This is a genomic window from Blastococcus sp. SYSU D01042 (genome assembly GCF_054050515.1).
This window is the reverse complement of record NZ_JBJGZM010000005.1, coordinates 45,324-70,625: the sequence shown is the minus strand read 5'-3', so window position 1 is coordinate 70,625 and position 25,302 is coordinate 45,324. Positions and strand designations below refer to the sequence as shown.

Here is a 25,302-nt window from a genome sequence, read left to right as displayed (position 1 = left end):
TGCCGGCCCCTCGTCCCCGCGGTGGATCAGCTGGTCGGCTGGCCCTCCGCGGCGGACCGTGCGACCAGCCGCTCCGCCGAGGCGACGACCGCCTGCGGCGTGGGCGAGGTGCCCGGCGTCTGCACGGTGCCCTCCAGGTCGTAGGCGACCTCGGCGTGCTGGTCGAGGTCGGTGCCCCTCGCCTCGGACTCCGCCGGCAGCCGCAGCCCGATCGTCTTGTGGATCGCGAAGGCGATGAGCAGCGAGACGACGAAGCCGTAGCCGACGACCGCGGCGGCGGCGACCGCCTGGACGCCGAGCAGTTCGAGCCCGCCGCCGTAGAAGAGCCCGTCCCGGCCGCTGGGGGCCTCGGCCGAGCCGAGGAACCCGACCAGCAGGGTGCCGACGATGCCGCCGACCAGGTGGACGCCGACGACGTCGAGCGCGTCGTCGTAGCCGAAGCGGTACTTCAGCGCGATGGCCAGAGGGCAGATCGCGCCGGCGACGGCCCCGACCGCGAGGGCGCCGAGCGGGGTCACCGCACCGCAGGCCGGCGTGATGGCCACCAGGCCCGCGATCGCGCCGGACATGCCGCCGAGCGTGGTGGCGTGCCCGTCGCGCAGCTTCTCCACCACGAGCCAGGCCAGGATCGCCGTGCAGGTCGCGTTGAACGTGTTCAGCATGACCACCGAGGCGCTGTTGCCCGCGGCGAGCGCCGAGCCGCCGTTGAAGCCGAACCAGCCGAACCACAGGATGCCGGCGCCGAGCGCGACCAGCGGCAGGTTGTTGGGCCGGGCCTGCCGGGGCCAGCCGGTGCGCTTGCCGACGACGAGGACCAGGGCCAGCGCGCCGATGCCGGCGTTGATGTGCACCGCCGTTCCACCGGCGAAGTCGACGGCCGCCAGCTTGTTGGCGATCCAGCCGCCGGTGACCGAGCCGTCGGCGGAGTCGAACGCGAACACCCAGTGCGCGACCGGGAAGTAGACCAGCGCCGCCCACAGGCCGGCGAACAGCAGCCACGGCCCGAACCGCACCCGGTCGGACACCGCACCCGCGATGAGCGCGGTGGTGATCACGGCGAACAGGGCCTGGAACACCGCCACGAGAGCCGGCGGGAGCGCGGCCTCCTCGTCACCGGCGATCAGGGAACCCAGGCCGGCGTACTCGGTGACGTCCCCGAGCAGGCCGGCGCCGCCGTAGGAGTCGCCGAAGACGGCGGAGAAGCCGAACACCGTCCACAGCACGCCCACCACCGCGACGGCGCCGAACACCATCATGATCATGTTGAGGATGCTGCGGGAGGAGACCATGCCGCCGTAGAACAGCGCCAGGCCGGGGATCATGAGCGCGACGGCCATCGTGGCCGCGAGGATGAATGCAGTGCTGCCGACGTCCACGGGAGCCTCTCGTCTACTGGGAGTGGTCGCTGTCCTGCGGGAGTAGACGGGGCGGCTGTTGCCGAGAAGGTCCTCCCGCGTGACGTTCGCGTGACATCGGTGCCCGCCCGGCCCGTCCGCCGGACGCGCCGCCCGTGACACGCTCGGTCGCGTGACGCAGCACCCCGCCGACCTTCCCGCGACCGTCCGCGCCGCCGCCGATTACCTCCGGGAGTGGCTCGGGACGCAGGTCGCGCACCGCCGCGTCCCGGGCGCGCAGGTGGCCGTCCGGTCCGGCGGCGAGCTGGTGCTGTCGGCCGCCGTCGGCGTCGCGGACGCCACCACCGGGACGCCGCTCACCACCGGGCACCTGTTCCCCGTCGCCTCCCACTCGAAGACGTTCACCGCGACCGCGGTGCTGCAGCTGGTCGAGGCCGGCCGGATGCGGCTCGACGACCCGGTCGGGTCCTTCGTCCCCGAGCTGGCCGAGACCGGCTCGCCGCTCGCGCGGGCCACCGTGCGCGAGCTGCTCGGCCACCAGTCCGGCGTCACGCGGGACGGCGCGCACGCCGACTTCTGGCAGCTCGAGGCGCCCTTCCCCGACCGCGCCGCGCTGCTCGCCGCCGTCCTCGACGGCGGGGCGGTGCACGACCGCAACGAGCACTTCAAGTACTCCAACGTCGGGTACGCGCTGGTCGGCCAGGCGGTCGAGGCGGTGACCGGCACGCCCTTCGCCGAGCACCTGCGCACCGCCGTCCTCGAGCCGCTCGGTCTGACGCGCACCGGCGCCGACCACGACCCGCGGCGGGCCGGCGAGTACGCCGCCGGGCACACCGCGCTGCTGCTCGGCGAGCACCGCCGGCTGGCCCTCGGCGTCGCGCCCACCGGCGCCTGGGCCCCGGCCACCGGGTTCTGGTCCACCGCGGAGGAGCTCAGCGCCTTCGCCGAGGCGGCGCTCGTGTTCGGCGGTGACCGCCTGCTGACCGACGGGTCCCGGCGGTTGATGCAGCGCCAGGAGTCGGTGGTCACCGCCTACGGCACCGAGATCGGCCGCTACGGCCTGGGCGTCGACCTGACCCGGGTCGGGGACCGCGAGCTGGTCGGGCACAGCGGCGGCTGGCCCGGGCACATCACCCTCACCCTCGCCGACCCCACCGCCGGGCTGGTCGTGAGCGTGCTGACCAACGCCGTCGACGGTCCGGCGCAGGAGCTCGCGCACGGCCTGGTGAAGCTGGTCGACGCCGCGCTGACCCCGCGCGCGGAGGTGCCGGCACCCCCGGCGGACGCGCCGCCGCTCGCCCACCTCACCGGCCGGTTCGCCGGGCTGTGGGGCGTGCTCGACGTCGTCGAGCTGGGCGGCCGGCTCGTGCTGGTCCGCCCGACGCTGCCCGACCCCCTGCACGCGATGGAGGAGCTGCAGGTCGTCGACGCCGCCACGCTCCGGGTCGCGGCGCAGCCCGGCTTCGGCGCCGCGGGCGAGCTCGTCCCGCTGGAGCGCGACGCCGCCGGCCGGGTGGTCGGGCTGCGCCTGGGCGGGGTGACCCACCGGCCGCTGGCCGAGTTCCTGCGGCGGCGGGACGCTCGCCTAGCGTGACGCCCATGACCGACGACGCTCGACCCGGCCCGCGCCGGGTGCTCATCACCGGTGGGGCCTCCGGGCTCGGTGCCGCGCTGGCGGCCCGCTTCTCCGCCCGCGGCGACCGGGTGCTGGTGACCGACCTGGCCCCGCGGGCCGAGGTGCCCGCCGGCGCGCTGTACCAGCGGCTCGACATCACCGACGAGGGCGACTGGGTCGCGGCGCGCGACCGGGTGCGCGCCGACCTGGGCGGGCTGGACCTGCTGGTCAACAACGCCGGGATCGCCGCCGGCGGCCGGATCGACCGGCTCGGCGCCGACCACTGGCGCCGGGTCCTGGACGTCAACGTCCTGGGCGCCGTCACCGGCTGCCGCACCTTCGTGCCGCTGTTCAAGGAGCAGCGCAGCGGCCACCTGGTGAACGTCGCCTCGGCGGCCGGGCTGGTGCACCCGCCGGCCATGACCTCCTACGACGCCGGCAAGGCCGCGGTGGTCGCGCTGTCGGAGAGCCTGCGCTGGGAGCTGGCGCCGTGGGGCATCGACGTCTCGGTCGTCTGCCCGACGTTCTTCCGCACCAACCTGGCGGCCTCCCTCGGCGGCGACGACCCGATGATGGACACGGTCGCCACCCGCCTCATCGAGGGCTCGAAGCTCGGTGCCGACGAGATCGCCGAGCGGGTGGTGCGGGCCGTGGACGCGAAGCGCTTCCTGGTCCTCCCCGACCGCAACGCGCGGATCGCCTTCTGGACCAAGCGGCTGGCCCGGAAGCTGTACGACCGGCAGATGCTCGGCATGGGCGCCCGCATCCACGCCGCCGAGCAGCAGGACGGGGTGTCCGCGTGAGCCGCGGCGTCGTCCTGATCACCGGGGCCAGCTCCGGCCTGGGCGAGGAGATGGCCCGGCAGTTCGCCGACCTCGGCTACGACCTGGCGCTGTGCGCCCGGCGCACCGACCGGCTCGACGCGCTGGCCGCGGAGATCACCGCACGCACCGGCCGGCGGGTGGAGACCGCGGCGCTCGACGTCACCGACGCCGACGCCGTCCCCGCGGTGTTCGGCCGGTTCGCGGAGTCGTTCGGCACCCTCGACCGGGTCGTCGTCAACGCCGGCATCGGCAAGGGCGCGGCCCTGGGCACCGGCCGGGCCGACGCCAACCGGGCCACCGCGATGACGAACTTCGTCGGCGCGCTGGCGCAGACCGAGGCGGCGCTGGAGATCTTCCGCCGCCAGGGGCGCGGGCACCTCGTGCTCATCTCGTCGATGTCGGCGCTGCGCGGCATGCGCAAGGCGATGACCACCTACGCGGCCACCAAGGCCGGGGTCGCCGCGCTGGCCGAGGGGCTGCGGTCCGAGCGCATCCCGGGGCTGGACGTCTCGGTGATCTACCCCGGCTACATCCGGTCGGAGATGAACGCCCACGTGGCGCAGAAGACGCGGTTCATGGTCGACACGCGCACCGGCGTCCGCAGCATGGTCGGGGCGATCGAGAGGCGCCGCGCCACGGCCTACGTCCCGGCCTGGCCGTGGGTGCCCATCGGGTTCCTCATGAAGGTGCTGCCGCTGTCGGTCGTCCGGAAGCTCACGTGACGCCGGACGACGGCGGCGCGCGGGAGGTCCGCGCCGAGGACGCCTTCGACGTCGCCGCGGTGGCCGGCTGGCTGGCCGCCCACGCGGAGGACGCCGGGGTGGACCTCGCCGCGGTCCCGGAGGTGCGGCAGTTCGCCGGCGGCGTGTCCAACCTGACCTACCTGCTGCGCTACCCCGACGGCGACCTGATCCTGCGGCGCCCGCCCAAGGGCACGCACGCGGGCGGCGCGCACGACATGGCGCGCGAGCACCGCATCCAGACCGAGCTGGGCCGGGTGCTGCCCTACGTCCCGCGCACCGTCGCGCTGTGCGCGGACGCCGGCGTCATCGGGACGCCGTTCTACGTCATGCAGCGGCTGGCCGGCCCCATCCCCCGCAAGGAGCTGCCGCGCGGCGTGGACCTCGACCGCGACCAGGTGGCCGCGCTGTGCCGCAACGTGCTCGACCTGCTCGCCGACCTGCACTCGGTCGACGTCGCGGGCGCCGGCCTGGCCGACCTCGGCAAGGGCCCGGGGTACGTGCGCCGGCAGGTCGAGGGGTGGTCCGAGCGCTACCGCCGGGCCCGCACCTGGAACGTCGGCACCTTCGGTCCGGTCATGGCCTGGCTGGCCGGGAACCAGCCCGCCGACCGGCCGCACACCCTCGTGCACAACGACTTCCGGTTCGACAACGTCGTCCTCGACCCGGCCGACCCCACCCGCCCGATCGGGCTGCTCGACTGGGAGCTGGCCACCGTCGGCGACCCGCTGATGGACCTCGCGAGCTCGCTCGGCTACTGGGTGCAGGCCGACGACGGCCGGCTCATGCAGGCGTTCCGCCGGCAGCCGACCCACCTGCCCGGGATGCTGACCCGCGAGCAGGTCGTCGCCCACTACTGCGCCCGCACCGGCTCGACGGTGACCTACGGCGAGTGGGCCTGGTACGAGGTGTTCGGCCTCTTCCGCGTCGCCGTCATCGCCCAGCAGGTCTACGCGCGGTACCTGGCCAGGCAGACGACCAACAAGCAGTTCCGGCTGTTCGGCATCGCCGTCGTCGTGCTCGAGCTGCGCTGCCGCCGGATCATCGCCCGCGCACAGCGGATGAGCCCCGAGCGCGCCGCCACGCAGGTGGGTGGCTGACCGGGATCAGCCGGTCCGGCGGGCGCGCAGCGTCGCGACGGCCCCCCACACCGCGGCCGCGGCCAGCACCGCGACGACGATCAGCAGCAGGTTGCGGCCGATGTCGTGCGGCAGGAACGACGGGTTGTCCGGCCGGGCACCCGGGCCCAGCAGGAACGGCAGCGCCACCAGGGTGAGCACTCCGGACACCGCGGCGCCGACGACGGCGGCCGGGCGCGCGGGCCGCGGGAGCACCCGGGCGGCCAGCCAGCCCAGCCCGATCCAGGCCGGCGCGACCAGCAGGTCGTGCAGCAGCGCGCTGCCGACGAACCAGGTCGTCCAGGCGAGGAGCGGGACGTCGGCGGCCACCAGCCCGACGGCGCCGTAGCCCACTGCCGCGAGCCCGGGCAGGAGGAACAGCCACCGCCACCACGGGCCGCGGGCGGCCGGGGTCGCGGCGGTCATGCCGGCGTCACCCGGGCGACCCACTTGGTCTGCATCACGCCCGGGCGGTTGGGGGCGATCAGCCGCACGGGGTAGCCGTGGTCGGGGTGCAGCGGCGAGCCGTTCAGGCCGGTGGCCAGAAGCGTGCGCGGGCTCCGGGCGTGCGGCGGCGCCACCGTCGAGCGCCGGTAGAGCCCGCCCTCCTGCAGCGACTCGACGACGACCTCGGTGTCGCGCGCCAGGCCCGCCTCGGCCAGCAGGTCACCCAGCCGGACGCCGGTCCAGGTCGCGTTCGCGCTCCAGCCCTCGACGCAGGCGATCGGCAGCCGCTCGGTGCGCTGCGGGAAGGAGGCGAGGTCCGCCAGGCTCAACTCCAGCCGGTCCGGGCCCTCGACGACCAGCCGGTAGTCCGGCCCGACGTCGGTGACGCCCGCCGCCCGCGCGGTCTGCCGGACCGGCAGCGCCTGCGGGCCGACGCCGGGCTGCCGGGGGGCGAGCACCGACACCGAGCCCAGCGGCGAGAACGTCTGCCCGACGGTGGTGAGCGTGACCGCGCCGACGCCCAGCCCGGCGGCGAGGACGAAGGCCCGCCGGGGCACGTCGGCGGTCTCGGCCGCCTCGTCCCGGGCGGCCTGCTCGGCGGGCAGTCCCGCGACCGCGGCCGGGCTGCCGCGCCGGGCCAGCCCGCGTCGGATCTCCGGTGCCTTCGCGGCCACGTGCACCGCGATGGCGCCGATCGCGATCCAGCCGGTCCAGTAGTGGGCGACCGGGAAGAAGAAGCCGAAGGGATACCACTGGGCGGTGTTGATGATCCCGGTGACCAGCTGCATCGCCGCCGCCCCGACCAGCACGAGGATCGACAGCCGGCTGACCACCCGGGCGACCGAGCCGGCCGGCGGCCAGGCGAACAGCGCCGGGTAGACCGTCCACAGCTTGACCGCGAACAGCGGGACGGCGGCGAAGCCGGTGGCCACGTGCAGCCCCTGCGTCAGCCGGTACAGCCAGCTGGGCGAGGCCGGCCACACGAACCAGCCGGGCGGGTGCTGGACCAGGTGGCTGATCAGCCCGGTGACGAAGCAGACCGCGAAGGCCAGGCCCAGCCACAGCCCGACGCGGGCGGCCCGTCGCTCCGAGTGCAGCGGGCTGGGGAAGGCGCCCTCGCGGAAGGGACCGCGGCGCAGGGCCTCCGGCGGCCCGGGCACCCGCGCACCGAGCAGCCGGTCGACGGCGCTGCTCACGTGCGCACCTCGACCGCGGCCGCCACCGAGCCGACCACGCGGGCCGTCCGGCCGCCGGGCGGGCACTGGGCGGCCACCGCGAGGGCGTCCGGGAAGTGGTCGATGTCGGTGAGCTCGGGCAGGTCGAGCACGACCAGCCCGACCGCCTCCAGCGCCTCGCGGGTGCGCACCGCGGTGTCCTCGCGCGACATCGGGACGTCGGCCAGCACGGCCGCGTCGCCGGCCCGGTGCACGCCCAGCGCCCACCAGCCGCCGTCCGGGGCGGTGCCGAGGACCGCGGTGCCGGGGCCCCCGGCCTCGAGCCGGGCGGCGCAGAGCGCGAGCAGCTCGGGGGTCACCTGCGGGGTGTCCATGCCGATGAGCAGCGCCGGCGCGCCGGAACCCGCCATCGCGTCGGAGAAGGCGGCGGCCAGCCGGGTGCCGAGGTCGCCGTCCACCTGCGGGACGACGGCGAAGCCGGCGAGGTCCAGCGCACCCGGTTCGCCGTCGAGGGCGACGACGCGACCGGCGACCGGTGCCGCCCGCACCGCGTCGAGGGTGTCGGCGACCGCGGCCGCGGCGATGCCCGCGGCCTGCTCGGGCGTGCACGGCGGGGTGAGCCGCGTCTTGCTCCGGCCGGGGACCGGCGCCTTGGTGATGACCAGGACCTGCGTCCGCAGCGGCGCGCTCACCGGGCCAGCACCCCGCGCATGTCGCGGACCGTGCGCACGGTGCCCAGGACGGTGCCGGTGACCTTGGACCGGGAGCCCGCGGTGCGGACGCCGTAGTCGACGTCGACCTCGCGCACCCGCCATCCGGCGTCGGCCGCCGCGGTGACCATCTCCAGCGGGTAGCCGAACCGGCGGTCGGTGAGGTCCAGGCCCAAGAGCGCGTCCCGGCGGGCGGCCCGCATGGGGCCGAGGTCGCGCAGCCGCAGCCCGCTGCGCCGGCGCAGCATGCGGGCCAGCGCGACGTTGCCGAGCCGGGCGTGCAGCGGCCAGGCGCCGCGGGCGGGGCGCCGCCGGCCGAGCACCAGGTCGGCCTCGCCCGCCCGCACCGGGTCGACGACGCGCGGCAGCTGCGCGGGGTCCATCGAGCCGTCGGCGTCGCAGAAGCACACCCACTCGGCGGTGGCCGCCTCCAGGCCGGCGTGCGCCGCCGCCCCGAAACCGCGCTGCGGCACGGCGACGACGGTGGCGCCGTGCGCGGCCGCGATCGCCGCGGAACCGTCGGTCGAGCCGTTGTCCGCGACGATCGCCCGGTAGCCCTCGGGCAGGCGGGAGAGCAGCCACGGCAGCGAGGCGGCCTCGTCCAGGCAGGGCAGGACGACGTCGACCGTCAGGTCAGCGGGAGCAGCCATGCCGGGCATTCGTCGCGGGGGCGGAGTCCGGTTCACCACGGCGTCCGGACGGTCACCTCGACGGTGATCGCGAGCAGCGCCGAGAGGGTGAGCCAGAAGCGGTGGGCGCGGGCCGGCAGGGACGCCGTCGCCGGCAGCAGCCAGACGACGAACGGCAGCCAGATCCGCTCGGTCTCCCCCAACACCAGGCCGGAGAGGTCGCTGGCCAGCACCCCGCCGAGGGAGGCCAGCACCAGCCAGGCCGGCCGGCCCCGCACGCCGGCCAGCCCGGCGACCACCGCGGGCCCCGCCGCGAGCGCGCCGGCGGCGAGGTTGCCGGCGAGGAACCAGCGGGCCACGGCGGCGCGGTCCTCGTAGGCGGCGCCGTCGCGGACCCGCTGCGCCACCACCTCGATGCCCTCGAACCACCAGTAGCCGCCGACGGTGAACAGCGCGACGACCACCAGCACGCCGAGCGCGGCGACCGCGAGCACGCGCACCACACCGGCCCAGCCCAGCCGCGCCCGCTGCAGCAGGACGACGGTCAGCGCGAGCAGGCCGGCCGCGGTCAGCCCGAACGACAGGTAGAGGCTCAGCCCGAGCACCAGGCCCCCGGCCAGCGCCTGCAGGGACGCCGTGCGGGAGGGCGCCCGGGCCGCGGCCAGCGCCAGCAGCGTGACGCCCCACGCGGTCACCCCGGCGAACAGGGCATCGGCGCTGGTCGCGATCCACACCGCCGCCGGCAGGAGGACGGCGAACGGCGCGACGGTGCGGGCCGCGGCCTCGTCGGCCACCACGCGGACGGCGACCAGCACGGCCGGTACGGCGAGCGCGCCCCCGGCGATGCACAGCGCCGCCGCCCACCCCGCTCCGCCCAGCCCGATGCGGTCGAGCAGCACGAACACCAGCAGCGCCCCCGGCGGGTGCCCGGACACGTGGGTGACCCACGGATCGGGCGACCCGACCGGCACGGAGTCCACGAACGTCGACAGGAAGGTGCCGAGGTCCCCGACCCGGCCGACGTCGGCGACGTACTCGTGCTCGGTGGCCATCGGCGCGGCGAGCGCGTCCCAGCCGCTGTTCAGCGCCAGCGCGACCGCCCACGCCGCGGCTCCGGCGGTGCTCGAAGCGAGCAGCGCCCGCCAGCCCAGCCGCCGGGCCAGCGACGGCCCCCACAGCACGACGGCCGCCGCGACCACCACCGGCAGCAGCACCCGGGCGGAGAGCACGACGTCGAACGGCCCGACGACGACGTACCCCTCCCGCAGGTGCAGGTCGCCGCCGTCGCGGGTGATCTGCCGCCCGGTCAGCCAGACGGCGAGCACCCCGGCGGCCACGAGCACGATGGCGAGCCCGCGGGCGGCGCGGCCTCGGGCGGGCGTCGTCGTCCCGTCGGGGCGGGGCGGGGCGGTGATCACCGGATCAGGGCGCCGGGCGCAGCGGGTCGGTGGCGAAGTCCCGCATGCCGTCGTCGAACCGCACCTGCGCGCGGAAGCCCAGCTCCTCCCCGGCCCGGGCGGGGCTGGCGACGACGTGCCGCACGTCCCCGACCCGGTACTCGCCGGTGACCTGCGGTGCGGGGCCGCCGAAGGCGTCGGCCAGCGCGCGGGCCATGTCGCCGACGGTGTGCGGGGTGCCCGAGGCGACGTTGTAGGCGCGCAGCGCAGCCTCCGGCGGCGCGGCGGTCAGCGCGCGGAGGTTGGCCTGAGCGACGTCGGTCACGTGCACGAAATCGCGCTGCTGGCCGCCGTCCTCGAACACCCGCGGCGCCCGGCCGGCCTCCAGCGCGCTCCGGAAGATCGCCGCGACGCCGGAGTAGGGGGTGTCGCGCGGCATGTGCGGGCCGTAGACGTTGTGGTAGCGCAGGGCGATCGCGCCGCCGCCGGTCGTGGACGCCCACGCGGCGGCCAGGTGCTCCTGGTGCAGCTTGGTGGCGGCGTAGGTGTTGCGCGGGTCGGTGGGGGTGTCCTCGGTGACCGGACCCCACGCCAGCTGCCGGCCGCACCGCGGGCAGGGCGGGTCGAACCGGCCGGCGTCGAGGTCGGCCCGGCGCCGGGCCGCCGCGGGGACGACGCCGTCGACCGGGCACGCGTAGCGGCCCTCGCCGTAGACGACCATCGAGCTGGCCAGCACCAACCGGCCGATGTCCGCCCGCGCCATGGCGGCCAGCAGCACCGCGGTGCCCAGGCCGTTGATGCCGGCGTACTCGGGCATGTCCTGCACGTCGACGCCCAGGCCCACCATCGCGCCCTGGTGGCAGACCGCATCCACCCCGGTCAGGGCGCGGTCCACCGTGGCGGGGTCCCGCACGTCGCCGTGCAGGAACTCGACGGCGGCGGGCAGGTCCGGCGTGACCCCGGCCGGGTGGACGGCGGGCAGCAGCGCGTCGAGCACCCGCACCTCGTGCCCGTCGGCGACGAACGCGTCGACGACGTGCCCGCCGATGAAGCCCGCGCCGCCGGTGACGAGGACCCGCATCAGGACGCCAGCCCCAGCCGGACCGGCCGCCCCGCACGCGGGGCGAGGTGGGCGAAGCAGCGGCCGTCGAGCTCCCAGGTGTCGGCGACCTCGAGGCCGGCGGCGGCCGCAGGCCCTGCGACGGCGTCCACACCGACGTGCGCCCACGGGAACCAGCTGCCGCGCCGGGTACCGCACTCGAGCCGGACGCGGGCGGCGCGCAGCCCGGTGCCGGCCGGGCCGAGCTCGACCAGCACGCGCCCGGCCGGCGCGACCAGCTCCCGGCAGCGGGTCAGCAGCGCTTCCGGGTCGCCCCCGATGCCGATGTTGCCGTCGGCGAGCAGGACGCTGTCCCAGCTCCCCTCGGCCGGCAGCGGGGCGAAGACCGAGCGGCGCAGCGCGGCGGCACCCAGCGCCCGGGTGCGGGCCACGGCGACGCGTGAGGTGTCGACGCCGAGGGCCTCCCGGCCCTGCGCGGCGAGCGCGGCGACGAGCCGGCCCGGACCGCACCCGGCGTCGAGGACGGTGCCCTCGGCGCGGGCGAGCAGCGCCCGGTCGGCGGCGTCGGGGCTGCCGACCCACTGGCCGAGCGCCCCGGCCAGCGAGTGCCGCCGGCCGCCCTCGTACCGGGCGAACCAGCGCCACCGCTCCCCCGGCTCGTCGGCCGACCGCAGCGCGGTGTCGTACAGGTCGGCGTCGGGCTGCTCGGCCAGCGCGAGGCTCATCGGCCGGTGCCCGGGGAGGGGCGGCGGACGGCGTCGGCGGATCGGTATCGGCTCACGACGTGCGTTCGCGCGCGGGGCGCTCGGCGGTTCATCCGGGGGACGCCCGCAGAAATTTTCGACGGCGTGCAATCCGATCGACGGCGAGCGGTCGAAGGCCTCGTGACACCGACCGAACGATCCGAGGAGCCACCATGAACTCGTCCACCCGCCGCCCCGCCAAGCTTCTGGTCGCCGGCGTCGCCATGACCGCGGCCCTGGGCCTCAGCGCCTGCGGCAGCGACGACGACGCCGCGTCCGGCGACTCGGCCGCGTCGAGCTCGTCGTCGTCCTCGAGCGCGCAGTTCGCCCGCCCGGAGCCGGTCGCCTCCCTGCCCGCCATCCCCGCGGGCGGCACCACGGCCGTCGCCCTGGACCAGGGCTTCGTCGACGCCCTGGGCACCCTCGGCCTGACCCCCGGGACCATCGGCGGCGCCACCCTCGCCGACGGCTCCGTGACCTTCCCGATCACCGGCGGCACCGTGACGGTGTTCGACAAGGAGACCGGCTACAAGCCCTACGTGCAGGGCACCCTGTTCCACCAGGGCAGCGGCCTGAGCCTCACCGCCGGCGGCACCACGGTCGAGCTGACCAACTTCACCATCGACCCGGGCACCCCCTCGCGCCTGTTCGGTGACGTCTCGGTCAACGGCGAGCTCGCCGCGCCGAGCGCGCCGCTGTTCGACCTGGACGGCAGCACCCTGAACCCGCCGGCCATCGAGGGCGGCGAGGCGGTCCTGCAGGGCACCGAGGTGCTGCTCAGCGCCGAGGCCGCCGAGCTGCTGAACTCCACGTTCATGACCGACGCCCTCGCGGGTGACTTCCTGATCGGCGTCGCCACCATCACGGTGCCGACCGCCTGATCACCCGACGCGGCGGCCACCGGGCCGCCGCACCACGCGCAGGAGGGGTGGAGCCACGGGGCTCCACCCCTCCTGGGCGTTCCGGGGGCGGTCAGCCCTGCGCGCGCCCCTCGACCGGCAGCCAGGTGCAGGCCGCGGAGACCAGGGCCTTGACCCCGGTGCTCAGCGTCGGCTCGATGACCGGCGCGAACTGCGGCGAGTGGTTGGAGGGCAGCTCGCGGACCACCCGCGCCAGGCCCTCGCGGTCGGTCACGCCGGCGAAGGCGGCGGGGTCCGCGCCGCCGAGCAGCCAGTAGACCAGCGGCACGCCGGCGGCGGTGGCGAGCATCCCGACGTCCTCGCTGCCGGTGACCTGCCCGGGGTCGACGGTCAGCCCGGGACCGAGGTCGCGGTCGAAGCCGGCCTGGGTGCGGGCGCAGGCGTCCGGGTCGTTGACCAGGACGGGGAAGGACTCCTTAAGGTTCACCTCGGGGTCCTGCTCGGCGCCCGACGCCGCGGCCTCGGCGCGGACGATGCGGTCGATCGAGGTCATCAGCCGCTCGCGGACCTCGGCGTCGTAGGAGCGCAGGCTTACCCGCATCTCGGCCCGCTCCGGGATGACGTTGCCGGCGTGCCCCGCGTGCAGCGCCCCGACGGTGACGACGGCGGACTCCCCTCCGGCCACCTCGCGGGACACGATCGTCTGCAGCCGCATGACGGTGGACGCGGCCATGACCACCGGGTCGACGGTCGTCTCGGGCCGCGAGCCGTGCCCGCCGCGGCCGTGCAGCACGATGTGCAGCATGTCGGCGCCGGCGAACGCCGGGCCCTTCCGCAGGCCCAGCAGGCCGGCCGGCAGCGGGCCGACGTGCTGGCCGAGCACCACGTCGGGGCGGCCGACCCGGTCGAAGAGGCCGTCGTCGATCATCGACTGGGCGCCGCCGCCGACCTCCTCGGCCGGCTGGAAGAGGACCTGCACGGTGCCGCTCCAGGTGTCGCGCTCCGCGACGAGGGTGGCGGCCGCGCCGAGCAGGCAGGTGACGTGGACGTCGTGCCCGCAGGCGTGCATCACGGGGGTCTCGGTGCCGTCGGCCGCGGTCGCCCGTGCCGCGCTGGCGTAGGGCAGGCCGGTCTCCTCGAGCACCGGGAGGGCGTCCATGTCGGCGCGCAGCATCGCCGTCGGGCCGGGCCCGTTGCGCAGGACGCCGACGACGCCGGTCCGCCCGATCCCGGTGGTCACCTCGTAGCCGAGGGCCTCCAACCGCTCGGCCACGATGCCGGCCGTGCGGTGCTCGGCGAAGGCGAGCTCCGGGTGCTCGTGCAGGTCCCGGTAGAGGGTGTCCAGGTCGGCGAGGACGTCGGCAGGGCTCACGTCGGCTGTTCCTTCGGGGTCGGCGGGCGGGAAGGCGACCGTATCCCGCCGTATGTCGCAGGTCACCGTCCCGATGGGGCGGTTCGCTACGGTCCGGCCATGAGCGATCGACCGCCGCTGCGCATCGCCAACTTCTCCGGCTACCTCGGTGACCGGTCCACCGCGATCGAGGAGGCGCTGGCCGGTGACCCCGTCGACGTGCTCATGGGCGATTACCTGGCCGAGGTGACGCTCGCCGGCATGGCCACCGCGCACCGGCAGAACCCGGAGCGCGGCGGGTACGCGCCCTCCTTCTTCCGCCAGCTGGCCCCGCACCTCGCGGTGATCGCCGAGCGCGGGATCAAGGTCGTCACCAATGCCGGCGGGTTCGACCCCGCCGGGCTGGCCGCGGCGGTGCGCGGGCTGGTCACCGACGCCGGGCTGGAGCTGCGCGTGGCGCACGTGGAGGGCGACAACCTGGTCGGCCGGCTCGAGGAGTTCCACGCCGAGGGTTTCGCGCTGGAGAACCTGGACACGCACGCCCCGCTGAAGGACTGGGGCGTGGAGCCGATCGCGGCCAACGCCTACCTCGGCGGCTTCGGCATCGCCGAGGCGCTGCGGGCCGGAGCCGACATCGTCGTGACCGGCCGGGTCACCGACGCCTCGCTGACCGTCGGGCCCGCCGCCTGGTGGCACGGGTGGACACCGGACGACTGGGGGGCGCTGGCCGGCGCCGTGACCGCGGGGCACATCATCGAGTGCGGCGCGCACGCCACCGGCGGCAACTTCTCCGGGTTCCTGACCGTGCCCGGGATGGCGCGGCCGGGCTTCCCGATCGCCGAGATCGCCGCGGACGGGAGCAGCGTCATCACCAAGCACGCGCGGGACGGTGGCATGGTCACCGTCGACACGGTCACCGCGCAGCTGGTCTACGAGATCCAGGGCCCGCGCTACCTGAACCCGGACGCCACGGTGCACCTGGAGACCGTGCAGCTCACGCAGGTCGGGCCGGACCGGGTGGCGATCGGCCCGGTGACCGGCTCCCCGCCACCGGCGACGGCGAAGGTGGCCGTCTTCGCGCCGATCGGCTACGAGATCTCCACGATGCTGTTCTGCACCTCGCCGCACGTCGCGGAGAAGGTGGCCCTGCTGCGCGAGCAGCTGGAGCTGGTGCTCGGCGACGTCGTCGACGAGCTGGACGTGACCGCGCTCGGCAGCGCCGCGGCGGACCCGTCGTCGCAGTGGGCGGCGACGGTGCCGATCCGGGTCATCGCCACCGGGCGAGAGCCCGAGCAGCTGCGGTCCTTCCCGGCCGCGGTCAGCAGCCTGTACCTGCAGGGCTTCCCGGGCTTCCACCACGACGGGCACGCCCAGGCCGCCCGGGAGCCGTGGCCGCGGATCGACTACTGGCCGGCGCTCCTGCCGGCCGAGGTGCTCGTGCACCGCGCGGTCCTGGACGACGGCACGGTCATCGACGCACCGTCGCCGTCCCGGACGGCGACCGACGACGAGATCGCGCAGCCGCGGCACCCCGAGCCGCCGGCGGCACCTGCCGGTGACCGCCGGGCGCTGCTCGGCGAGCTCGCGCACGCCCGCGCCGGTGACAAGGGCGGCAACTGCAACGTCGGCCTGTGGGTGAGCGACCCGGCGCACTGGGAGTGGCTGCGCACGACGCTGACCACCGAGCGGCTGCGGGAGCTGATGCCCGAGGCCGCGGACCTGGCGGTGGTGCGGCACGAGTTCCCGCACCTGCGGGCGGTGCACTTCGTGCTGGTCGGCCTGCTGGGCACCGGCGGCTCGTCGAACCTGCGGGTGGACCAGATCGGCAAGTCGGTCGGCGAGTACCTGCGGTCGAAGACGGTGCCCGTGCCGGCGGGATTGCTGGTCGGATCGAGGACGTTGCCGTGATCCAGACCACTCGACGATCAGGAGCGCACGCATGAAGGCAGCCGTCTACCACCGCAACGGCCCCCCGGACGTCCTGCAGTACGAGGAGGTCCCCGATCCGGAGCTCGCGCCGGGCGGCGTGATCATCCGGGTGGAGGCGGTGTCGATCGAGGGTGGCGACACGCTCAACCGGCTCGGCGGTCCGCTGCTGTCCCAGCCGCACGTCGTCGGGTACCAGGCCGCGGGCACGATCGTCGCGGTCGCCGACGACGTGACCGACCGCGCCGTCGGGGACCGGGTGGTCGCCACCAGCAGCCACGGTTCGCACGCAGAGCTCTTCGCCGTCTCCGCGCGGACCACCTGGAAGGTCCCCGAGGGCGCCGACATCGTCGCGGCCGCCTGCGTGCCGGTCGCGTACGGCACCGCGCACGACTGCCTGTTCGAGTTCGGGAGGCTGCAGGAGGGCGAGACCGTGCTCGTCCAGGCCGGTGCCGGTGGCGTCGGTGTGGCCGCGATCCAGCTCGCCAAGCGGGCGGGGGCGACGGTCATCGCGACCGCGTCGTCCCTCGCCCGGCTCGAGCCGCTCGCCGACCTCGGCCTCGACCACCCCGTCGACTACTCCCGGAGCGGCTGGGTGGACGAGGTGCGGTCCCTCACCGAGGGAGGGCGCGGGGTCCACCTCGTCGTCGACTCCGTCGGCGGCTCCACCCTGCAGAAGTCCGTCGCCTGCCTGCGCCGCCGGGGCCGGGCCATCACGGTCGGCAACGCCGGGCGGGACGTCACGCCGTTCAACGCCGGGGTCCTGGGCATGCAGAACCAGTCGCTGACCGGCGTCTACCTCGGTGGCGAGATCACCACGCCGCGGGTCCAGGCGATGGTGCAGGACCTGGTCGACGACGTCGCCGCCGGCCGGCTGACCGTCCTGGTCGACCGCACCTTCCCGCTCGCCGAGGCCGCCGCCGCGCACGAGTACATCGAGAGCCGCAAGGCCGTCGGACGGGTCGTCCTCACGCCGTAGGCGCTCCCGCGCGGCCGAACGCACGAGAGGGGTGCGGAGACCTGGTCTCCGCACCCCTCTCGCCGTCGCCTACCGGCGACCGGTCAGCTCATCAGCTGCAGCCGCTGGTGGAGCCGCAGCCCTCGCAGACGTAGCAGCTGCCGGCGGGGCGCATCTTCGTGCCGCAGGTCATGCACAGCGGCGCGTCGGTGGCGGTCCCGGTGACCAGCTCGAGCAGCTCGGCCGAGGAGTGGGCCTCCTTGACCGACTTCGGGCCCGCCGGGGTGACCTTGTCCTCCAGCTTGGCGGTCTCGATCGGCGCGGAGCCGCGGAGCTCCTCGAGGTCGACCTCGTCCTCCTCGGTCACGGCCGGGGTGCTGGCCGAGGTGCCGTAGGAACCGGAGACCTGCGCGGCCCGCTCCTCGGCGGTGAAGATGCCGAGGCCGGCCCGCTTCTCGACGGGCAGGTGGTCCAGCGCCAGGCGACGGAAGATGTAGTCCATCACCGACTGGGCGATCCGGATGTCCGGGTCGTCGGTCATGCCGGCCGGCTCGAAGCGCATGTTGGTGAACTTCTGGATGTAGGTCTCCAGCGGCACACCGTGCTGCAGCGCCAGCGAGATACCGATCGAGAAGGCGTCCATGACGCCGGCCAGGGTCGAGCCCTGCTTGCCGAGCTTCAGGAACACCTCACCGAGGCTGCCGTCCTCGTACATGCCCGCGGTCATGTAGCCCTCGGCGCCGGCGACGCTGAACGAGGTGGTGACGCTCGTCCGCTTCTTCGGCAGCCGCTTGCGCACCGGGTGCGAGAGCGCGGCGGCCGGGGCGGCCTCGACCGCGACCTCGTCCTTGCTGCCGTCGTTCTTGCCCTTGCCGCCGGACAGCGGCTGGCCGACCTTGCAGTTGTCGCGGTAGATCGCCAGCGCCTTGAGGCCGAGCTTCCAGCCCTCGAAGTAGATCTTCTCGACGTCCTCGGTGGTCGCCGACTCCGGCATGTTCACCGTCTTGCTGATGGCGCCGGAGATGAACGGCTGCACCGCGGCCATCATGCGGACGTGGCCCATCGGGGAGATGGCCCGCTCGCCCATGGCGCAGTCGAAGACCTCGTAGTGCTCGGGGCGCAGGCTCGGCGCGTCCACGACGTGGCCGTGCTCGGCGATGTACTCGACGATCGCCTCGATCTGCTCCTCCTGGTAGCCCAGGCTGCGCAGCGCCCGCGGCACCGTCTGGTTGACGATCTGCATCGAGCCGCCACCGACGAGCTTCTTGAACTTGACCAGCGCGAAGTCCGGCTCGATGCCGGTCGTGTCGCAGTCCATCATGAAGCCGATGGTGCCGGTGGGTGCGAGCACCGAGGCCTGCGCGTTGCGCCAGCCGTTCTCGGCGCCGATCTCGAGGCACTCCTGCCACTGCGCGGTGGCGGCGCGGAGCACGTCGGCGTCGTCGGCGCCGACCGGGCGGATCGCGTCGTTGGCCGCGGAGTGCTTGCGCATGACCCGGGCGTGCGCGTCGGCGTTCCGGGCGTAGCCGTCGTAGGCACCGACGATGCCGGCCAGCTCGGCCGAGCGGCGGTAGGCGGTGCCGGTCATCAGCGAGGTGATGGCCGCGGCGAGGCTCTGGCCACCGCGCGAGTCGTAGGCGTGGCCGGTCGCCATGAGCAGGGCGCCCAGGTTGGCGTAGCCGATGCCCAGCTGGCGGTAGGCGCGGGTCGTCTCGCCGATCGGCTCGGTCGGGAAGTCGGCGAAGCAGATCGAGATGTCCATCGCGGTGATGACCAGCTCGACGGCCTTCACGAAGTTCTTGCTGTCGAACGTGCCGTCGTCCTTGAGGAACTTCATGAGGTTCAGCGACGCCAGGTTGCACGAGCTGTTGTCCAGGCTCATGTACTCCGAGCACGGGTTGGACGCGTTGATGCGGCCCGTCTCGGGGTTGGTGTGCCAGTCGTTGATCGTGTCGTCGTACTGGATGCCCGGGTCGGCGCACTCCCAGGCGGCCTGGGTGACCTTGCGGAACAGCGAGCGGGCGTCGACGGTCTCGATGACCGACCCGTCCATGCGGGCCCGCAGACCGAACTCGGTGCCCTCGTCGACCGCGCGCATGAACTCGTCGGAGACCCGCACGGAGTTGTTGGCGTTCTGGTACTGGACGCTGGTGATGTCCTTGCCACCGAGGTCCATGTCGTAGCCGGCGTCGCGCAGCGCGCGGATCTTGTCCTCCTCGCGCGCCTTGGTCTCGATGAACTCCTCGATGTCGGGGTGGTCGATGTCGAGGACGACCATCTTCGCCGCGCGGCGGGTGGCACCACCGGACTTGATGGTCCCGGCGGAGGCGTCGGCGCCGCGCATGAAGCTGACCGGGCCGGAGGCCGTGCCACCGGAGGAGAGCAGCTCCTTGGAGGAGCGGATGCGCGAGAGGTTGAGGCCGGCACCGGAGCCGCCCTTGAAGATCAGGCCCTCCTCGCGGTACCAGTTGAGGATCGAGTCCATCTCGTCGTCGACGGCGAGGATGAAGCAGGCGCTGACCTGCTGCGGCGAGCTCGTGCCGACGTTGAACCACACCGGCGAGTTGAAGCTGAAGTACTGGTGCATGAGCATCCAGGTCAGCTCGTGCTCGAAGATCTCGGCGTCGCCCTCGCTGGCGAAGTAGCCGTGCTCGCGGCCGGCCGCGCCGTAGGTGAGCACCACCCGGTCGATGAGCTGGCGCAGGCTCGTCTCGCGCTGCGGCGTGCCCACCGCCCCGCGGAAGTACTTGGTGGTGACGATGTTGGTGGCGTTGATGCTCCACTCGGCGGGGAACTCGACACCGCGCTGCTCGAAGTTGATCGAGCCGTCGCGCCAGTTGGTCATGACGACGTCGCGGCGCTCCCACGTCACGTCGTCGTAGGGGTGCACACCGGCGGTGGTGAAGACGCGCTTGATCTTGAGGCCCTTGCGGCTGGGCGCCTTCGAGCTGCGCCGCGCGCGGGTGCCGGCCAAGCGGTCGTCGGTCTCGGTCATGGTGTGGAGCTCTCCCTGGTCGTCTGGTGCTCGGTGTGGTGCTCGGTGCGCGCCATGGAGCCGCGCGGTGCGGGATCGGAGGGCTGGGGAAGAGCCGCGATCGGGGTGCTCGGTGTGCTGTCTACCCGGAGGTGCTGACAGTTCTCAGGGGCCGCCGGGCGGGCCGGAGGCGGACTCACCCGCGGCCGTCCGCGCCTTGAGCTCGGCGATCTCCTTCTCGAAGTCGGCGACCGACGTGAAGGCGCGGTAGACGCTGGCGAAGCGGAGGTAGGCCACCTCGTCCAGCTCCCGGAGCGGTCGCAGGATGGCCAGGCCCACCTCGTGGGCCGGCACCTCCGCCGCTCCGCTGGCGCGGATGGTGTCCTCGACCTGCTGGGCCAGCAGCGCCAGCTGGTCCTCGTCGACGGGACGGCCCTGGCAGGCCCGGCGGACACCGGCCACCACCTTGGACCGGTTGAACGGCTCGCTCACGCCGCTGCGCTTGACGACGGCGAGGACGGCCTCCTCGACGGTGGTGAACCGGCGGTTGCACTGGGGGCACGACCGGCGACGACGGGTGGTGGCTCCCTCGTCGGCCTCCCGCGAGTCGATGACACGGCTGTCGGGGTTGTGGCAGAACGGGCAACGCATCGCGGTTCACCTCCCTCGGCGGCCTCGCCCGGCCGTCCTGTGGACCCTCCTGGGGACATCCGGTGGACGTCACGGGGAGAACCTGAGGACCAGCGTGTGGACAAGGCTTACAGCTCTGTAACTACTAGATCTAGTGGAACCCTAAGCCTGGCCCCACTAGATGTGCAAGACGTGCATCGGTCGGCGTGTTCCGCCCCGACACTGCTGTCACCCGCAGGAACACGCCTTCCCAGCAGTCACACGACACGCCCGCGCGACGCGCCGGACCAGGACGGCGACGCGCTGCACCGACCCGTCGACATGGCGACGGGTCGACTCGGCGACATGCCGACTCGGCAACCCGCGGAGGGGTGGAGGACACCGGCGGCATGCGAGGGCACACCAGCGGACAGCCGACGGCGGCCGACCCGGGGTCAACCGCCGAGGGGCCGGCCCGTCAGGCGCCGGAGACGGCGCCGCTCACCCGGGGACGCCGCGCGTGCGGTGCCAGGTCGCTCAGCCGCATGGGACGGGTGAGGAGGTCGGGCTCGACCTCGATGCGGCCGGTGCAGACCTCCGACCGGCCGTAGGACTCCTCCGCCCGGGGGCTGCGCGCAGCGGGGACGGTCCACCCGGCGCCGGCGTGCGGCCGGACCGCGCGGCGCGCCTCGACGGGGGGCGCGTGCTCGGCGCCCACGGCGGACAGCTGGGCGGTCGCGTCGGAGACGGCCGCGAAGACCTCGGTGTCGGCAGCTCGGTGCCGGCCGGGGTCGGCGGGGGCACGGTGGCGCCCGGCCGACGCGGCAGCCGGGACGGCGGCCGGGGCGGACAGCACGGGCACCTCGCCGGTCTCGGGGGCGCGACGACGGCCGCCGGGGCGGGCGACCGCGACCGTGGGGGCGTCCACGGCGGGCGCGCCGGCCGCAGCGGGCTCGTCGCGGAGCAGCGGCAGCGCGTCGGTGGCGGCGGGCTCACCGGTGCGCGCCCGGCCGCGCAGGGCCGAGACCGCCTGGGCGGTCGGCAGCTCCTGCTTCACGCGGGAGTCGATCACCCCGACCCCCGGGGCCGGCGCGGCGGCGCCGGGGAGCCGGAGGGCGGCCAGGTCGATCCAGGCCGTCTCCTCGACCCCGCCCACGACCACGCGCACCCACATCTGACAGCTGCCCGAGGCGTCGTGCCGCCAGCCCAGCAGCTCGCCCGACCACCACGTGCCGGCCTGGTAGACCTCGACCGACTGCGGGGAACCGGTGAACACAGCGGCGCGGCTGTCCGTGGTACCTGACACGCGATGACCGTAAGCGCTGGCTCCACCACTCTGCGTGGAGGCGCCCGGACCGAGGATTGACGAAGCGACCTCGTCCGGTTGGAGAGGTGTTGCCCTGTCGCCGAGAGGGTCGGTCAGGGTGCGCGAGCCGGTCACGGCAGGACGAGCACCTGGCCGGGGACCAGGGCGGCGTCGCGGAGCTCGTTGCGCTCCCTGATCTCGGCGACGACGGCGCGCACGTCCTCCTCGTCCCCCGCGACGGCCGCCGCGATCGACCACAGCGTGTCGCCCTGCTCGACCACGACGCTGACCTCCCCGGCCAGGCGGAGGCCCTCCTCTCCGCCGGCGACCGCCGAGCCCACCCACGAGCCGAGGACGACACCGACGGCCAGCCCGAGCACGACGCCCAGGCGCCGGGCGCGGCGGGTGAGCCGGAGGCCGGGCGCGGCCGGGACGACCGGACCGTGACCCGGGGGCGCCATCCGGGGCGCGGGACGAGCGGGCCGCGCGGGCCGGGCCGCCGGCGTCGACGGGGTGCGGCGCACCGCCGCCGGCGCGACCGCGGCCCGCTCCACCGGCGGGCGGGGAGGCGACGGCTGCCGGACCGGGTCCGGCACAGCGCGCAACTGCCCGCGCCGAGCCGTGCCCCCCGCCAGCGGCGGGCGCCACGGCGCCTGCACGGCCTCGTCGAACTCCACCACGGCCTGCGCCACGCTTCCCATGACCACTCCTCCGACCCGGCATGCCCACCACGTCCTCGAACGGTTGTTCGAATCGAACGTCTGTGCGATGTCTACCGGACGCCACCGACAGAAGCGACCCGACGCGACGACTTTCTTCGAACACCTGTTTGAAAGCCGCGATGATCGGCGCTACGGTCTCTGCGAGACGACCAGCACGGCCGCACCGGCGGCCGGCGAGGAGGAGACGTGGCGGAGACCAGCGGGACGTCGGGCGGCCGGCGGACGCGCAGCGCGACGACGGAACCGGACACCGGCAGCAGCACCGCGTCGGTGCGCTCCTTCCCCGACCGCGGCACCGACGGCGACGGGCTGACCCAGCGCCAGCGCAGGGTGCTCGAGGTCATCCGCGACTCCATCGACCGGCGCGGGTACCCGCCCTCGGTCCGCGAGATCGGCGAGGCGGTCGGCCTGTCGTCGGCCTCGTCGGTGGCCCACCAGCTCTCGGTGCTGCAGAAGAAGGGCTGGCTGCGGCGCGACCCCAACCGTCCGCGCGCGCTCGACGTCCGGCTGCCCGGTGACACCTCGAGCCCGGCCGCGCCCCTGGCCGAGGCCGCTCCGGGCACCGACGAGCCGCTCTCGGCGCCGACCTACGTGCCGCTGGTCGGCCGGATCGCCGCCGGTGGTCCGGTGCTGGCCGAGCAGGCGGTGGAGGACGTGTTCCCCCTCCCCCGCGAGCTGGTCGGCGAGGGCACCCTGTTCATGCTGAAGGTCGCCGGTGACTCGATGGTCGAGGCGGCGATCTGCGACGGCGACTGGGTCGTCGTGCGCCAGCAGCCGACGGCGGAGAACGGGGAGATCGTCGCCGCCATGATCGACGGCGAGGCGACGGTCAAGACCTACAAGCGCCGCGACGGCCACGTCTGGCTGCTGCCGCACAACCCCGCGTACGAGCCCATCCCCGGCGACGACGCGACGGTCCTCGGCCGGGTCGTCTCCGTCCTGCGGCGCGTCTGATCCGAGCTCCCCGCCGGCCCCACCCCACGGGGCCGGCGCGGACGTCCGCCCCGGGTCAGGGACGGGTCCTGCTCCGGCGCACCAGTCCCCAGATCCACACCACCAGGGTGGCGACGACCGCGGCGATGATCGCCGAGGTGATGGCCGACCTCCCGTCGCCGGTCAGCTCGCTGAGCGTGGGCACCGCAGCGCCCGAGGACGCCGGCGCGCTCCCCGGGGTGGCGGCGGGGATCGGGACGACCACGACGTCGCTGGGCACGCCCTCACTGGCGACGACCAGCTGCTGGTTGTCGGCGGTGAAGCTGATGGCTTCTCCCTGCGGCGACTCCGGCAGCGGGATGCGCACCGGTGTGCCGGCGAGGGCGGCCGGGACGTCGGAGCCGGTCAGCGGCCAGACGTAGGCATCGGTGTAGGTGCGCAGCGCCAGCGCGTGCCCGTCGCCGGCCACCGCTCCCCCGGTGATCATCAGCTGACCGGCGCGGCCGACCGGGCCGCCCGGGGTCCCGGTGAGCGTCATGTTGACCGTCGCCACCCGCTCCATCGGCACGGTCGCCTCCGCCGACAGCGGCGCGGTGGGCCGGTAGACGCCGCTGGAGCCGAGCACGTCCTTCGTGACGAGGAACGGCGTGCCGTCCGGCGCCAGCAGCAGCGCCTCGGAGTCGTGCGCGCCGTCCGGGTAGGTGAGCCGGTGGACGCCCGCGGAACCGTCGGGGCGGAGCGCGAGCAGCGCCACGGTCGAGCGCACGGCCGTGTTGTCTCCGGCATCGGCCAGCCAGAGGGTGCCGTCGCCACCGAGCGCGAGGTCCTCCGGGTCGTAGGGGTCGACAGCCGCGGTCCGGGTCTCGAGGACCTGGCAGGCCGCGTCGAGCACCGAGACGCCGAGCCGGTCCCCGCCGTCGTTCATGACCAGCATCCGGTCGCCGAGGTCGACCAGGCCGGATATCTCGGCGAGGGCGGGATCGGTGATCTGGCACCGCACCGCCGGGGCGGCCTCCTCGGCCGCGGCGACCCCGGCCGCGCCGGCGACGGGCGTGAGGGAACCCAGGAGGACCACCGCGCCGAGCCGGATGGCTCGCGTGGCTCGCCGTCCTCCGAAGCCGCTAGGCGGTCTGCCGGCCTGCTCGGGCACGAACCCAGCGTGACAGAACGATTGCGTCGAGTGCGTGAACCACGCCCAGCAGCACGACGCCCACCGCCGCCCCGACGACGGCGTCGGTCACCCAGTGGAAGTTCAGCGAGATCATCGACAGCCCGGTGAGCACCGGCCCGACGACGCTCAGCCACCAGAACGCCTGCTGCACCCGGACGGGCAGCCCGTACTCGACGGCCTGCCACCGCGCCACGCCCCACATCAGCACGGCGTTGGCGACGTGCCCGGACGGGAACGAGGCGCCGTCGTCGTGGAAGAAGTAGCTGCCCGGGAACCGCGGTGCGGTGCGACCGGTGCCGTACTTCATGGCGTAGACGGCACCGGTCAGCAGCACCACGGCGACCAGCACGCGGAGCACGGGCAGCAGCGTCCGCCGGCTCCAGGCGAGGTAGCCGACCAGCCCGACCAGCACGGCCAGGATCGTCACCCGGCCGCCCAGCTGCGTCACGACCCAGACCAGCGGGTAGGCGGCCGAATCGGCCAGCCCCCAGCTCGTCACCACGTCGGACACCCGCAGGTCGAGGCGCTCGGTGGCCCCCCAGGTCAGCAGGTCCAGGGTGATCAGCCCCCCGGCGAGGAGGCAGACCACCACCGCCCACCACGACGGCCGCCCCACCGGCTGCCCGGAGGTGGTCCCCCGGGGGCCGGCGTCGCGCACCACGCCGCTCGTCACGGGCTC

23 protein-coding genes are annotated in these 25,302 nt (G+C 74.8%); 8 read left to right on the top strand and 15 right to left on the bottom strand.

Features of this window, described 5'->3' with window-relative positions; all coding sequences use genetic code 11:
• Positions 1 to 26: 26 nt before the first annotated feature.
• Complete coding sequence (locus tag ACI79H_RS11265; RefSeq protein WP_456554474.1) at positions 27 to 1,376, bottom strand: ammonium transporter; 1,350 nt, start codon at positions 1,374 to 1,376, stop codon at positions 27 to 29.
• Positions 1,377 to 1,527: 151 nt separating this feature from the next.
• Between ACI79H_RS11265 and ACI79H_RS11260 the strand changes: the two genes are divergently transcribed.
• The 4 genes from ACI79H_RS11260 to ACI79H_RS11245 are packed head-to-tail and all read left to right on the top strand — an operon-like array spanning position 1,528 to position 5,634.
• Positions 1,528 to 2,949: a serine hydrolase domain-containing protein gene (locus ACI79H_RS11260; protein ID WP_456554473.1), complete on the top strand. Its 1,422-nt coding sequence runs from the start codon at positions 1,528 to 1,530 to the stop codon at positions 2,947 to 2,949.
• A gap of 5 nt (positions 2,950 to 2,954) precedes the next feature.
• Positions 2,955 to 3,773 carry an SDR family NAD(P)-dependent oxidoreductase gene (locus tag ACI79H_RS11255; protein WP_456554472.1) on the top strand — a complete coding sequence of 273 codons (819 nt, stop codon included), beginning with the start codon at positions 2,955 to 2,957 and terminating at the stop codon, positions 3,771 to 3,773.
• Positions 3,770 to 4,516: an SDR family oxidoreductase gene (locus tag ACI79H_RS11250; RefSeq protein ID WP_456554471.1), complete on the top strand. Its 747-nt coding sequence runs from the start codon at positions 3,770 to 3,772 to the stop codon at positions 4,514 to 4,516. Before ACI79H_RS11255 ends, ACI79H_RS11250 begins: the two co-directional genes overlap by 4 nt.
• Complete coding sequence (locus ACI79H_RS11245; RefSeq protein WP_456554470.1) at positions 4,513 to 5,634, top strand: phosphotransferase family protein; 1,122 nt, start codon at positions 4,513 to 4,515, stop codon at positions 5,632 to 5,634. Before ACI79H_RS11250 ends, ACI79H_RS11245 begins: the two co-directional genes overlap by 4 nt.
• Positions 5,635 to 5,640: 6 nt before the next feature.
• On the opposite strand, the gene ACI79H_RS11240 is transcribed toward ACI79H_RS11245, so the two are convergent.
• The 7 genes from ACI79H_RS11240 to ACI79H_RS11210 are packed head-to-tail and all read right to left on the bottom strand — an operon-like array spanning position 5,641 to position 11,795.
• The gene (locus ACI79H_RS11240; protein WP_456554469.1) at positions 5,641 to 6,078 is read right to left on the bottom strand and encodes a hypothetical protein; all 438 of its coding nucleotides are present in this window, start codon (positions 6,076 to 6,078) and stop codon (positions 5,641 to 5,643) included.
• Positions 6,075 to 7,295: a molybdopterin-dependent oxidoreductase gene (locus ACI79H_RS11235; protein ID WP_456554468.1), complete on the bottom strand. Its 1,221-nt coding sequence runs from the start codon at positions 7,293 to 7,295 to the stop codon at positions 6,075 to 6,077. Before ACI79H_RS11235 ends, ACI79H_RS11240 begins: the two co-directional genes overlap by 4 nt.
• Positions 7,292 to 7,966, bottom strand: coding sequence for a TIGR04282 family arsenosugar biosynthesis glycosyltransferase (locus ACI79H_RS11230; protein ID WP_456554467.1), 675 nt, complete (start codon positions 7,964 to 7,966; stop codon positions 7,292 to 7,294). The genes ACI79H_RS11235 and ACI79H_RS11230 overlap by 4 nt, the downstream gene beginning before the upstream one ends.
• Complete coding sequence (locus ACI79H_RS11225; RefSeq protein ID WP_456554466.1) at positions 7,963 to 8,634, bottom strand: glycosyltransferase family 2 protein; 672 nt, start codon at positions 8,632 to 8,634, stop codon at positions 7,963 to 7,965. The genes ACI79H_RS11230 and ACI79H_RS11225 overlap by 4 nt, the downstream gene beginning before the upstream one ends.
• Positions 8,635 to 8,666: 32 nt before the next feature.
• Positions 8,667 to 10,031 carry a hypothetical protein gene (locus tag ACI79H_RS11220; protein ID WP_456554465.1) on the bottom strand — a complete coding sequence of 455 codons (1,365 nt, stop codon included), beginning with the start codon at positions 10,029 to 10,031 and terminating at the stop codon, positions 8,667 to 8,669.
• Positions 10,032 to 10,035: 4 nt separating this feature from the next.
• Positions 10,036 to 11,091 (bottom strand): NAD-dependent epimerase/dehydratase family protein, encoded by a 1,056-nt coding sequence (locus tag ACI79H_RS11215; protein ID WP_456554464.1) that lies wholly within the window; start codon positions 11,089 to 11,091, stop codon positions 10,036 to 10,038.
• The gene (locus ACI79H_RS11210) at positions 11,091 to 11,795 is read right to left on the bottom strand and encodes a class I SAM-dependent methyltransferase (RefSeq protein ID WP_456554463.1); all 705 of its coding nucleotides are present in this window, start codon (positions 11,793 to 11,795) and stop codon (positions 11,091 to 11,093) included. Before ACI79H_RS11210 ends, ACI79H_RS11215 begins: the two co-directional genes overlap by 1 nt.
• 191 nt (positions 11,796 to 11,986) lie before the next feature.
• Between ACI79H_RS11210 and ACI79H_RS11205 the strand changes: the two genes are divergently transcribed.
• Positions 11,987 to 12,694 carry a hypothetical protein gene (locus ACI79H_RS11205; RefSeq protein WP_456554462.1) on the top strand — a complete coding sequence of 236 codons (708 nt, stop codon included), beginning with the start codon at positions 11,987 to 11,989 and terminating at the stop codon, positions 12,692 to 12,694.
• A gap of 91 nt (positions 12,695 to 12,785) precedes the next feature.
• On the opposite strand, the gene ACI79H_RS11200 is transcribed toward ACI79H_RS11205, so the two are convergent.
• On the bottom strand, positions 12,786 to 14,045 hold the full coding sequence (locus ACI79H_RS11200) for an amidohydrolase (RefSeq protein ID WP_456554461.1): 1,260 nt from the start codon (positions 14,043 to 14,045) through the stop codon (positions 12,786 to 12,788).
• A gap of 99 nt (positions 14,046 to 14,144) precedes the next feature.
• On the opposite strand from ACI79H_RS11200, the gene ACI79H_RS11195 reads away from it, so the two are divergent.
• Together ACI79H_RS11195 and ACI79H_RS11190 are read left to right on the top strand one after the other, a co-directional pair.
• A complete protein-coding gene (locus ACI79H_RS11195) occupies positions 14,145 to 15,932 on the top strand; it encodes an acyclic terpene utilization AtuA family protein (RefSeq protein ID WP_456554460.1) in 1,788 nt (595 codons plus the stop codon).
• Between the two features lie 31 nt (positions 15,933 to 15,963).
• A complete protein-coding gene (locus tag ACI79H_RS11190; protein ID WP_456554459.1) occupies positions 15,964 to 16,929 on the top strand; it encodes a quinone oxidoreductase family protein in 966 nt (321 codons plus the stop codon).
• 91 nt (positions 16,930 to 17,020) lie between these two features.
• On the opposite strand, the gene ACI79H_RS11185 is transcribed toward ACI79H_RS11190, so the two are convergent.
• The 4 genes from ACI79H_RS11185 to ACI79H_RS11170 all read right to left on the bottom strand — a co-directional run bounded on the left by ACI79H_RS11185 (position 17,021) and on the right by ACI79H_RS11170 (position 22,498).
• Positions 17,021 to 19,903, bottom strand: coding sequence for a vitamin B12-dependent ribonucleotide reductase (locus tag ACI79H_RS11185; protein WP_456554458.1), 2,883 nt, complete (start codon positions 19,901 to 19,903; stop codon positions 17,021 to 17,023).
• Between the two features lie 144 nt (positions 19,904 to 20,047).
• Positions 20,048 to 20,533, bottom strand: coding sequence for a transcriptional regulator NrdR (nrdR, locus tag ACI79H_RS11180; protein ID WP_456554457.1), 486 nt, complete (start codon positions 20,531 to 20,533; stop codon positions 20,048 to 20,050).
• Between the two features lie 436 nt (positions 20,534 to 20,969).
• The gene (locus ACI79H_RS11175; protein ID WP_456554456.1) at positions 20,970 to 21,797 is read right to left on the bottom strand and encodes a hypothetical protein; all 828 of its coding nucleotides are present in this window, start codon (positions 21,795 to 21,797) and stop codon (positions 20,970 to 20,972) included.
• 131 nt (positions 21,798 to 21,928) lie between these two features.
• The gene (locus tag ACI79H_RS11170) at positions 21,929 to 22,498 is read right to left on the bottom strand and encodes a LysM peptidoglycan-binding domain-containing protein (protein WP_456554455.1); all 570 of its coding nucleotides are present in this window, start codon (positions 22,496 to 22,498) and stop codon (positions 21,929 to 21,931) included.
• Positions 22,499 to 22,705: 207 nt separating this feature from the next.
• Here ACI79H_RS11170 and lexA point away from each other — a divergent pair, with 207 nt between their 5' ends.
• The gene (gene lexA / locus ACI79H_RS11165; protein WP_456554454.1) at positions 22,706 to 23,473 is read left to right on the top strand and encodes a transcriptional repressor LexA; all 768 of its coding nucleotides are present in this window, start codon (positions 22,706 to 22,708) and stop codon (positions 23,471 to 23,473) included.
• A gap of 55 nt (positions 23,474 to 23,528) precedes the next feature.
• Here lexA and ACI79H_RS11160 read toward each other — a convergent pair whose 3' ends face one another.
• Both ACI79H_RS11160 and ACI79H_RS11155 read right to left on the bottom strand, forming a co-directional pair.
• Positions 23,529 to 24,527 carry a hypothetical protein gene (locus ACI79H_RS11160; protein WP_456554453.1) on the bottom strand — a complete coding sequence of 333 codons (999 nt, stop codon included), beginning with the start codon at positions 24,525 to 24,527 and terminating at the stop codon, positions 23,529 to 23,531.
• 46 nt (positions 24,528 to 24,573) lie between these two features.
• Positions 24,574 to 25,296, bottom strand: a complete 723-nt coding sequence (locus ACI79H_RS11155; protein WP_456554452.1) for a phosphatase PAP2 family protein — start codon at positions 25,294 to 25,296, stop codon at positions 24,574 to 24,576.
• Between the last annotated feature and the right edge of the window lie 6 nt (positions 25,297 to 25,302).

Coding starts and splice junctions, on each gene's coding strand:
- ACI79H_RS11255 (WP_456554472.1), top strand. CDS start 2,955: ATGACCGACGACGCTCGACCCGGCCCGCGCCGGGTGCTCATCACCGGT.
- ACI79H_RS11240 (WP_456554469.1), bottom strand. CDS start 6,078: ATGACCGCCGCGACCCCGGCCGCCCGCGGCCCGTGGTGGCGGTGGCTG.
- ACI79H_RS11225 (WP_456554466.1), bottom strand. CDS start 8,634: ATGGCTGCTCCCGCTGACCTGACGGTCGACGTCGTCCTGCCCTGCCTG.
- ACI79H_RS11215 (WP_456554464.1), bottom strand. CDS start 11,091: ATGCGGGTCCTCGTCACCGGCGGCGCGGGCTTCATCGGCGGGCACGTC.
- ACI79H_RS11210 (WP_456554463.1), bottom strand. CDS start 11,795: ATGAGCCTCGCGCTGGCCGAGCAGCCCGACGCCGACCTGTACGACACC.
- ACI79H_RS11205 (WP_456554462.1), top strand. CDS start 11,987: ATGAACTCGTCCACCCGCCGCCCCGCCAAGCTTCTGGTCGCCGGCGTC.
- ACI79H_RS11195 (WP_456554460.1), top strand. CDS start 14,145: ATGAGCGATCGACCGCCGCTGCGCATCGCCAACTTCTCCGGCTACCTC.
- ACI79H_RS11190 (WP_456554459.1), top strand. CDS start 15,964: ATGAAGGCAGCCGTCTACCACCGCAACGGCCCCCCGGACGTCCTGCAG.
- ACI79H_RS11185 (WP_456554458.1), bottom strand. CDS start 19,903: ATGACCGAGACCGACGACCGCTTGGCCGGCACCCGCGCGCGGCGCAGC.
- nrdR (WP_456554457.1), bottom strand. CDS start 20,533: ATGCGTTGCCCGTTCTGCCACAACCCCGACAGCCGTGTCATCGACTCG.
- ACI79H_RS11170 (WP_456554455.1), bottom strand. CDS start 22,498: ATGGGAAGCGTGGCGCAGGCCGTGGTGGAGTTCGACGAGGCCGTGCAG.